General features: G+C 65.2%; 1 protein-coding gene. It reads left to right on the top strand.

Annotated elements, in window-relative coordinates; genetic code table 11:
* Positions 1 to 695, top strand: a 695-nt coding sequence (locus tag DVK07_RS20300) for a HEAT repeat domain-containing protein (RefSeq protein WP_199719670.1), incomplete at both ends; no start/stop codon positions are given.

A 695-nucleotide genomic window follows, 5' to 3' on the forward strand; every position in this document is an offset into this window, starting at 1 on the left:
ACTTCGAGTGGCGACTCCAGGAGGACATCATCCGTGCCTACGGCCGAATCGGTGCTGCTACTCCCGACGCCCTCGATCCCGTGATGGACGAGATTCGAGCCTGTCTCGCCGACGAGGACCTCTCAGCAGAGGCTGCCGCTGCGCTCGGTGAGATCGGTGGCGTTCGTCCCGAGGCAGTGGCCCCTGCCGTCGAGGACCTCCGTGAGTTGCTTGCTGAGGGTCCCTACTGGAATCGGAAAGCGGCCGCCAGCGCGCTCGGAACGATTGGGGCCGCAGACCCCGAGGTGGCCGAACTCGTCGTCGACGATTTGCAGCGCCGTCTCGCGGACAGCAACTATCGTGTGCGCGCGGCGGCTGCCGAGGCACTTGGCACGATCGCCACAGTGGATTCGGACGTGGCCGCACGCGTCAGCGAGGAGGTACAGCCACTCCTCGACGACGATGAATGGAAGGCCCGTGCGGCAGCGCTCGAAGCACTCGGACAGATGGGTGCTGCGGATCGAGACACAGCCGAGCGTGTCGTCGACGATCTGCAGACCGGCCTTCGCGATACCGATTCGGACGTTCGGCCGTCGGCCGCGAACGCACTGGCTGCCATCGGTGTTGCCCAGCCAGCGCTCACTGTCACGGCCGTCGAAGCGCTCGAGTCTCGATTCGAGTGTGACGAGGAGTATCTCTTCGTCCGATCGACGATT

The organism is Halorubrum sp. Atlit-26R, assembly GCF_003666015.1.
In the GTDB taxonomy this organism is placed as follows: domain Archaea; phylum Halobacteriota; class Halobacteria; order Halobacteriales; family Haloferacaceae; genus Halorubrum.